General features: G+C 59.2%; 8 protein-coding genes and 1 pseudogene. 7 read left to right on the forward strand and 2 right to left on the reverse strand.

Going from position 1 to position 8,703, the window contains the following annotated elements:
- From PA598K_RS36850 to PA598K_RS34385, 3 genes and pseudogenes are all read left to right on the forward strand, one after another.
- Positions 1–533: pseudogene (locus PA598K_RS36850) on the forward strand (collagen-like protein); the annotation flags it as partial.
- 662 nt (positions 534–1,195) lie between these two features.
- Entirely contained in the window at positions 1,196–2,116 is a 921-nt protein-coding gene (locus PA598K_RS34380; RefSeq protein WP_128661219.1) for a L,D-transpeptidase family protein, read from the forward strand.
- 267 nt (positions 2,117–2,383) lie between these two features.
- A complete protein-coding gene (locus PA598K_RS34385) occupies positions 2,384–3,025 on the forward strand; it encodes a hypothetical protein (RefSeq protein ID WP_128661220.1) in 642 nt (213 codons plus the stop codon).
- An 80-nt stretch (positions 3,026–3,105) separates the two neighbouring features.
- Here PA598K_RS34385 and PA598K_RS34390 read toward each other — a convergent pair whose 3' ends face one another.
- Both PA598K_RS34390 and PA598K_RS34395 read right to left on the reverse strand, forming a co-directional pair.
- Complete coding sequence (locus PA598K_RS34390) at positions 3,106–3,303, reverse strand: hypothetical protein (protein WP_128661221.1); 198 nt, start codon at positions 3,301–3,303, stop codon at positions 3,106–3,108.
- A 32-nt stretch (positions 3,304–3,335) separates the two neighbouring features.
- On the reverse strand, positions 3,336–3,986 hold the full coding sequence (locus PA598K_RS34395) for a cell wall hydrolase (protein ID WP_128661222.1): 651 nt from the start codon (positions 3,984–3,986) through the stop codon (positions 3,336–3,338).
- Positions 3,987–4,348: 362 nt separating this feature from the next.
- Between PA598K_RS34395 and PA598K_RS34400 the strand changes: the two genes are divergently transcribed.
- The 4 genes from PA598K_RS34400 to PA598K_RS34415 all read left to right on the forward strand — a co-directional run.
- Positions 4,349–4,771: a MarR family winged helix-turn-helix transcriptional regulator gene (locus PA598K_RS34400; RefSeq protein WP_260405757.1), complete on the forward strand. Its 423-nt coding sequence runs from the start codon at positions 4,349–4,351 to the stop codon at positions 4,769–4,771.
- A gap of 2 nt (positions 4,772–4,773) precedes the next feature.
- Positions 4,774–5,760 (forward strand): ring-cleaving dioxygenase, encoded by a 987-nt coding sequence (locus tag PA598K_RS34405; RefSeq protein ID WP_128661224.1) that lies wholly within the window; start codon positions 4,774–4,776, stop codon positions 5,758–5,760.
- Positions 5,761–5,903: 143 nt separating this feature from the next.
- Complete coding sequence (locus PA598K_RS34410; protein ID WP_128661225.1) at positions 5,904–6,515, forward strand: alpha/beta hydrolase; 612 nt, start codon at positions 5,904–5,906, stop codon at positions 6,513–6,515.
- 22 nt (positions 6,516–6,537) lie between these two features.
- The coding region (locus PA598K_RS34415; protein ID WP_260405756.1) for a pullulanase X25 domain-containing protein at positions 6,538–8,703 on the forward strand (2,166 nt) is incomplete at its 3' end.

Raw genomic sequence — 8,703 nt, forward strand, 5'->3', positions numbered from 1 at the left:
GAGTGACAGGAGCGACCGGAGCCACGGGTCCTACTGGTCCTACCGGGCCCAATGTTGCCGCTGACGGATTTTCCGGATTGACCAGCCTCACTACTTCCGCATCAACTCAACTAACAGGATTTTCGGTGGCTAGTCCTTACTTTAACAACGGTACCTTTAACCCGGCGACAGGAAACTTTACCATTCCTACGACCGGCAGATACTCGATTAAAGCTACGATCAATTATGCGACGACAGCGGCGTTGGGAATTTCTTTAGGAGCAGGTGTCAATCCAACCTTTGTCGTGCGAAGAACAACTGCTCCCGTAACGAATTTGATTACCGGCCTTTTCCCTATTTTGAACGTCAGTATTGTTTTGGTATTGACCCTGCGTGCCGTATTAGGCAGCGGAACTGTCACACTGGCAGGCGATGTGCAGCTTAACGCAGGCGATGTCATCGGTTTGTTTTATGAGGCCAATGGTTTGACGCTCTCGCTGAATATCGGAGGAACGACGCCGGGCGTCGTGTGGTCGATGCACCGCATCCTTTAAGTATGCCTTCGTCGGAGCCTGGCCTCGGACTCGTGGGAAGTATCGCTCCCCGGAGGTGAGGCGCTGGCTCGCGTCGACTACTTTCCCACGAACTAATCGCTGAAGCAGTCACCCGTTTGTTCAACGTTAATCCGCGAAAAACCAAAATAAGCTCCCAGGCGAGCATTAGCCTGGGAGCCTCTGTTTTTTGCCCCAATAAGGCCGAGGGCGAGCGTTAGTAATTCGGGATGAACGTATCAAAGAAATTCTGTTAGCGTCTCCCACGGATTAGCCGCTTCTCGTTGCCCCGCTTTGTTTGGGACCAGCTCCTAAAAATTTTTGCAACCTAATTCTTCCTCAACACGTCTTATATAGCAAGTCGATACTTCCTGAACCTGGTTACAGTCTCTCCTCCTCCGAGGACGAGCGATATGTACCGTATTGCAGGAGCGTTCGACGATATACAATTGCACGTGGTCCAAATTTTAACTGTCGTGACCGATTCATGTTCCACATATTGGAGTAATAGATAATTGGGATTACTTCGTGTTACCGACAGCCTGGCAAGGGGATGCCAGGCACGAGCGCCAGGCAGGAACAGAGCTGAAGCACCGTTCAGCTAACCTGGGGGTATAGGGTACAAGGGTAACCTATGTGGACAAAGAGAGAAGGAGAGGAACCGGATGAGAAAACAACTACGTACAGGCTTGATGCTGCTGGTAGCCGTTGTCCTGGCCACCGTTACGGGATGGACCGGAACGGTCGACGCCAGCAGCAGCCGCACTTCTTCCAGTCAGGAGCAACTGATCGTCGTCAACAAAAAAACAAACAAGCTCGCATTTTTTGAGAAAGGCAAGCTTGTGAAGGAATATACGGTGGCGACCGGTCTGACGCCGGATCTGACGCCGGAGGGTAAGTTCAAGATCGTCAATAAAATTAAAAACCGGCCTTATTACAAAGAAGGAATCAAGGGGGGCGACCCTACCAACCCGCTCGGCGATCGCTGGATCGGGCTGGACGTAAACGGCACAAAAGGCACGACCTATGCGATCCACGGCAACAACAACGAGCGCTCAATCGGCAAGTATGTGAGCGCCGGCTGCATCCGCATGCATAACGATTCGGTGCGGGAGCTGTTCGAGAAGGTGCGCATCAACGCTTATGCGGTCGTGACGACCTCTTCCCTGTCCTTTGAAGAGATCGCCCGCAATAACGGCTATGACGTTGGTCCGGAAAAATACGAGGGCAAGGTCATCATCAATGGCACCGAGCAAAAGCTGAATGCGCCGATGATTATGTCCGAGCAACGGATCTTCGTACCGATGCGCGATCTGTTCCAACTGCTCGGCGCCACAGTCCAATGGGACAACGCGACCAAGACCGTGACGGCTTACAGCAGCGGACTGGTGCTCGTACACAAGCCTCTGACCTCGACAGCAACGGTTAATGGCAGCTCGGTAACGATTAACGCTTCACAGATGGTGGACGGTTCGGTGATGCTGCCGCTGAGGGACATCTCGACGCTCTCGCAATTTGACGTCCATTGGGACAGCAAGACGAACTCGGTTATTCTGACCGGCAAGGCGACTGCAAGCAGCAAGTGATCATCGCTGAGATCCTCGCCTAACCAGGACACCGTTCGCGCTGAACGCAGTTTTTTTCGGCGCAGGACGGTGTTCTTCTGTTGCCGGGGCAACATGCCCGATCTGCGGTACCATGCAATTTTGGTACTATTAAAGGCACGGGCTGTTAACGTAAAATGAAGACAGCGAAAGTTAATCTTTTTGGGAACGAAATAAAGTTTTCCATCGTATATAAATGTTAGATTAATAGGAAGATTGAGAGAAGAGAATGGGTGGAGGTCGAGCGGAATGAGCCACGAACGTGAGCTTCACATTATATTGACGGATACGGGCACGATGTTGAACCGGGCGATCCGCTGGTGCACGAAGGACCCGCTGAATCATGCATCGATTGCTTTTGACCGGGAGTTGCAGGAAGTCTACAGCTTCGGGCGCAAGCATCCGTCCAATCCGTTGATCGGCGGCCTGGTCCGAGAGGACATGCGCGGCAAGCTGTTCAGCGAAGCGTCGTGCGCCATCTACAGCTGCCGAGTCAGCGAAGAGGTGTACCGTCGTATCCGTCGCCGCGTCAGGGCGATGTATCGCAGACAAGACACGTACACGTACAACTTCGTTGGCTTGTTCACGTTGCTGCTCAACATTGAATGGCGCCGGAACCGGGCCTACTTCTGCTCTCAGTTCGTCGCATACCTGTTCGAGTCTGGCGGCATGCCGCTAGTCAACAAATCCTCGCTGATGACGACGCCGGGCGATATCGCCCGGGCGCGTCTGCTCCATCTGGAATACGAAGGCTTGCTGCAGCAGTACTCTGGCCTCCAGTACGCGCAGCTGCCGCCAGCGCTCCCGGCGCGACGCGTGCCGCCGTCCCTGCGGATTCGCAAGCTGCTCGCGTTGCCGCTGACGAGTCTGCAGAAGATTCTGCCCGGTTAGCCGCTCCGTGCATGACTAGCTTGTACGAATCAAGAGACCTTTATCCCTGCTTAAGGCGAGGAAGAGGTCTCTTTTGCCGTTCACGACAATCGGCTCAGACATTGCTCGATGGAGCGAGTCTCGGACAGCTGCATCGCCAGCCGTCCCAGCTCGTCGTAGCTCATCGCTCTCAGCTGACTGATCAGCAGCGCGGGCACGCTTCCGCCCAGGATGCTCTCAGCGATATCCAATACCGCCTCGAATCGTTCCTCGTATTGCTGGGGCGTGATTTGTCTCATCGAAGTCCATCTCCTCCTGCGGTACATCCGCGCTAAAACGTAAATTGGTGATTGCCGATCTTCACGGCAGCGATCCGCGAGTCAAAGTAGGTCGACGTCGAGATGTCCGGATTGTAAAAAAACAACGCGCCTTCCGTCGGGTCAACCCCGGCAGCAGCATCTCGCGCTGCCTGGAGCGCCGTGTCGTCCGGCTCCAGCTGTTGATAGCGGCCGTTCGCGACGACGGTGAAGGCATTGGGCTGTATGATCACCTCGCGTACAGAATCCGGGAACAGCTCCGAGGTTAGCCGATTGAGGATGACGGCGCCGACGCCGACTTGTCCTTCGTAGCTCTCTCCTCTGGCTTCGGAGTAAATGATACGCGCGATCAGATCGAGCTCCTGGGCAGTCAGAGCGTAGCCATAGCCGTCCAGACTGTTCAGCGTCTCCGGTCCGACGATGCCGTCGACCAGCAGACCATGGCGTTGCTGGAACGTCAGGACAGCCTGCTTGGCCGCAGAGCCGTATATATCGTTAATAACGTCAGTGTAGTAGCCTAATGCGTGAAGACGGGTTTTCAGGTCCTGGACGGCTGCGCCTTGACTGCCCAGCTTGAGCAACGGCGCCTGGGCTTCGGCCCTCGCGGTCGCCGCAGTGGCAGTTAGGGTCAACAGCGCGATCAACAGCAGACAGATTTTTCTCATCGTGATGTGTATCCCTCCGTACAGTTGGTAAGTTTGGTGGATAGTCATGGAAGATGTGCCGCTACTGATTCTAGCACAGCTTATGTTGCGTATTGAATAATCCTTATAGAATTATAATGATATTAAAACGTTCTAATGCAACCTTCGTCATCGCGACAACGTTGCGCGGGAACGGGGCGGATGAAGGGTTGACAAGCTATCAGTTAAGCACTAAACTGATAACAACAAACAGAAGGGAGGCTGGTCGAATGGATAGCGAAGGCGCTCGAAGCGTACAAGCGGACACGGATGCAAGCAAAGGCCGGGGCGCAAGCGCAAGCAATAGCGCGTCTGCAAGCTCGAACCGCGATGACCGCTGGGGCTTGCTCGTATGGTATCGGCTCTCCCGAGCGTATAACCGGAGCTTGCGAGCATCGGCGCATCATCTGAAGGCGTGGGAGCTGTCGGTGGCGCAGTTCGACGTGCTGGTGCAGATCGGCGCGCATGAGGGATTGACGCAGCAAGAGCTAAGCGACAAGCTGTTCGTCACCAAGGGCAATGTTACGCAGCTTTTGGGCAAGCTGGAGGAACAGGGGTGGATTCGGAGAGAGCAGCGGTGGAAGAGCAAGCATCTGTCGCTGACCGCCGAAGGCCGTAAGCTGGTCGATACGGTCGCGCCTTTGCAGGAACGACGGCAGGCCTCCCACTTTGACGGTCTGAGCAGGGAGGAGAAAAAACAGCTCATCGCTTTGCTCAAAAAGGTTCATCCGCAAGATGAAGAAGACGATAATATAAGGAGGCAATAACGATGGAACTTACACTGAAAGGCATTCACCATCTGTCGGCGATCACGGCGAAAGCGCCAGCCAACTTCGATTTCTATACAAAAGTCATGGGCATGCGGCTGATCAAAAAAACAGTCAATCAGGACGATACACGGGTGTACCACCTGTTCTATGGAGACGAGAAGGGCAATCCGGGCACGGAGCTGACGTTCTTCGAGATCCCGATGGCGGCTCGCAATCGCGAAGGCGTCGGCAGCATCTCCGGCACGTCGCTGCGCGTGCCCTCTAACAAGGCGTTGCGGTACTGGCAAGAGCGCTTCGCACAATTTGGGGTCGATCACGACGAGATCGTCAGCCGCGGCGGTCGCGAGACGATCGCGTTCCGCGACCCTGAGGGCCAACGGCTCGTGCTCGTCTCCGATGAGACCGACAGCGGCGTCGCTGGCGGCACACCATGGGCGCGCAGCCTGGTGCCTGCAGAGTACGGCATCATCGGACTCGGACCGATCTATCTGACGGTGAGCGATCCCGAGCCGACGGCTCAGATGCTGACGGCGTTCATGGGCTTCCGCGAGGCGGGCAGCTACCCATCGTGGATCGCAGGGCAGCCGGATATCCTCGTCTATGAGACAGGCGAGGGCGGTACGGGAGCGGAGATCCACCTCGAGACGCGCGCCGATCTGCCGCGCGAGCAGCAGGGCCGCGGCGGCGTCCACCATGTGGCGTTCCGGGTCGAGGACGAGACGGAGCTACGCGCCTGGGTGGACAGGCTGCGCGCCGCGCGCGTGCCGAACTCCGGTTATGTCGATCGCTTCTACTTCCGCTCGCTGTACTTCCGCGAGCCGAACGGCATCCTGTTCGAGCTGGCGACCGACGGTCCCGGCTTCGACACAGACGAGGAGCTGGAGCATCTCGGCGAATCGCTCGCGCTGCCGCCGTTCCTGGAGTCGCGTCGTCAGGAGATCGAGGCCAAGCTGCAGCCGCTGGACACGACGGGACAAGGCGTATAATCGCCGATAGACCCTATGATGACGTATCAAGCTAGCCGCATCGCCGGGCTGCCGGAGTCGCTTGTCTCGCGACCGACGCGTCTGTCCGGCGATGCGCCATTGCACATAGATGCATAATCTATTAGAGGAGGGCAACACAGATGATGAAGCATCGATTCGAACAAGGCAGCGACCCGGGAGCGCCTACGCTCCTGTTGCTGCATGGCACCGGCGGCAACGAGGACGATCTGCTGCCGATCGGGCGGATGATCTCCCCGGGGTCGTCGCTACTCGGCGTGAGAGGCAATGTGCTGGAGGCGGGGATGCCCCGATTTTTCCGCAGACTGGCGGAGGGCGTCTTCGACGAGGAGGATCTGATCTTCCGCACTGCCGAGCTGCATGACTTCGTCGGGGAGCAGGCCGAGGCTTACGGCTTCGACCGCAGCCGCGTCGTCGCTGTCGGCTACTCTAACGGCGCCAACATCGCGGGCAGCCTGCTGTTCCACTATGCCGACGCGCTGGCCGGGGCCGTGCTGCTGCACCCGATGGTGCCGCGACGCGGGCTGGAGCTGCCGGATCTGACCGGCACAGCCGTCTTCATCGGGGCCGGACGCAACGATCCGCTCTGCCCGCCGCAGGAGAGCGAGGAGCTGGAGCGGCTGTTGACCGGCGCAGGCGCCGAGGTCGCGCTCCATTGGGAGAACCACGGGCATCAGCTGTCGCGTACGGAGGTCGAGGCGGCGGCTCGCTGGTTCGGAGAGCGTTACCGGGATTAGAGGCAGCAGGGGGTGGTCAGCGATGATCGATACGGTACAGACGACAGCAACACGGACGCCTTATGTGACAGGCAGCTTCCAGTCGCAGCTCGGACTATCCGGCGATTGGCTGCCAGATCAGGCGGCCACCAGGATGCAGGCGATCGGCAACGGTATCCATACGTTGACGGTACGACTGGAGGCAGGGGCCTACGAGTACAAGATCGTGATCAACGGCAACTGGTCGGAGAATTATGGCGCGGACGGCGTGCCTGGCGGAGCCAACCTGCCGCTGTTCGTGGAGCGGTCCGGGGAGATCACGTTCGTCTATGTGGATGACGGCTATACGCGTCGCATCTCGGCCTGGCCGGCCAATCCGGACGCGGCTGCGCTCGCCGGGGCGGGTTGGCAGGAGCTGGACGCGCTATGCGCCTATGACGGGGACGATCTCGGAGCGACCTATGCCGCAGGCGCAGCCTCCTTCAAGCTATGGGCGCCGCTGGCGGAGGCGGTGACCGTGTGGCTCTATGACAAGGACGATGCCGAGCAAGCGATCGGCGGACTGTCGATGACGCGGCGCACGCGCGGCGTCTGGCACGCTACCGTCGATCCGGCGGCGGTGGGCGTCCGCGATCTGCGGGGGTATTATTATCAATACGAGGTCAAGCACGGTCGCCGCTCCAGGCGCGCGCTCGATCCGTATGCGAGGTCGATGGCGACGTTCCGGGTCAATCCGGCGGGCATCCCGGTGGGCGGCGATCGCGATGCGGTCGGCAAGGCGGCAATCGTCGATCTGACGACTACCGAGCCGGTCGGCGGCTGGCATCCAGTCCATATCGACGGGTACAGGCGCAGGGAGGATGCGATTATCTACGAGGCGCATGTGCGCGACTTCACCTCCGACCCCGCGATTGCGGGCGAGCTGCGGTCCCGGTGGGGCAGCTATCTGGCCTTCATCGACAAGCTCGACTACATCCGTTCGCTAGGCGTAACGCATATCCAGCTGCTGCCAGTGATGGCGTGGTATTACGGCGACGAAGCGGCGATGGCGTACCGCGAGCTGGAGCCTTCCACGTATAACAACCAGTACAACTGGGGCTACGACCCGCATGGCTATTTCGCGCCGGACGGGGCGTACTCCGAGGACCCTGGCGATCCCGAGCTGCGGATCCGCGAGCTGAAGACGCTGATCTCGGCCATTCATGCAGCAGGCATGGGCGTCATCCTCGATGTCGTCTATACCCATATGGCCAAGCATTGGCTGCTGAGCGACATCGTGCCGGGCTATTATTTCTGGGAGGATGCGCAGGGCAAGCTGCTCGGCGGCTTCGGCAGCAACCTGGCGACCAATCACCGGATGGCTGAGAAGCTGATGCTCGACTCGGTGGCATATTGGTTCGCCGAGTTCAGGATCGACGGCATGCGCTGGGACATGATGGGCGACGCGACTTATCCGGCTGTACAGCGCGCCTACGATACGGCGCGAGCGATCTGCCCGCACGCGCTATTCATCGGCGAGGGCTGGCGCACGTTCGCTGGTCATCTGGCCGAGCCGGCGCTGCGCGGGCTGGCAGCCGATCAGGACTGGATGGACAAGACCGACGATGTCGGCGTGTTCTCCGACGAGTTCCGCGACGAGCTGAAGGGCGGCTTCGGCCAGGAGGGCGAGCCGCGCTTCCTGACGGGCGGCGCTCGCAGCATCGACGGCCTGATCCGCAACCTGAAGGCGCAGCCATCCAACACACCTGCTGATGCGCCCGGGGATATGGTGCCGTATCTCGAGGCGCATGACAATCTGACGCTGCACGATGTGATCGCGCTGACGCTGCGCGTAGATCCGACCAGGCCTGAGGCCGAGGACGAGATTCACCGGCGCATCCGACTTGGTCAGACGATGCTGCTGACGGCGCAGGGGACGGTATTCCTGCACGCTGGGCAGGAGTATGGCCGTACCAAGCGGTGGGAGGGCGCAGGCGCTCCCGCCAGTCAGGCGCACACGCTGAGCGGACCGTCGGGCGAGACGCTAGGCTATCTGGTCCACAACTCGTATGACTCTTCCGATGCGATCAATCGCTTCGACTGGGCCAAGGCGACGGATGCGGCACGCTATCCGGTCTGCGCGCAGACGAATCGCTATACGCGCGGGCTGATCCGGCTGCGCCGCTCGACCGACGCGTTCCGCCTGCCGAGCCGCGCGCTGGGCGCCCGC

This window comes from Paenibacillus sp. 598K, assembly GCF_003851045.1.
Lineage (GTDB): Bacteria > Bacillota > Bacilli > Paenibacillales > Paenibacillaceae > Paenibacillus_D.

Bases quoted from the DNA above. Each gene is read 5' to 3' on its own strand.
- PA598K_RS34385 (WP_128661220.1), top strand. From the start codon at position 2,384: ATGAGCCACGAACGTGAGCTTCACATTATATTGACGGATACGGGCACG.
- PA598K_RS34390 (WP_128661221.1), bottom strand. From the start codon at position 3,303: ATGAGACAAATCACGCCCCAGCAATACGAGGAACGATTCGAGGCGGTA.
- PA598K_RS34410 (WP_128661225.1), top strand. From the start codon at position 5,904: ATGAAGCATCGATTCGAACAAGGCAGCGACCCGGGAGCGCCTACGCTC.
- PA598K_RS34380 (WP_128661219.1), top strand. From the start codon at position 1,196: ATGAGAAAACAACTACGTACAGGCTTGATGCTGCTGGTAGCCGTTGTC.
- PA598K_RS34405 (WP_128661224.1), top strand. From the start codon at position 4,774: ATGGAACTTACACTGAAAGGCATTCACCATCTGTCGGCGATCACGGCG.
- PA598K_RS34395 (WP_128661222.1), bottom strand. From the start codon at position 3,986: ATGAGAAAAATCTGTCTGCTGTTGATCGCGCTGTTGACCCTAACTGCC.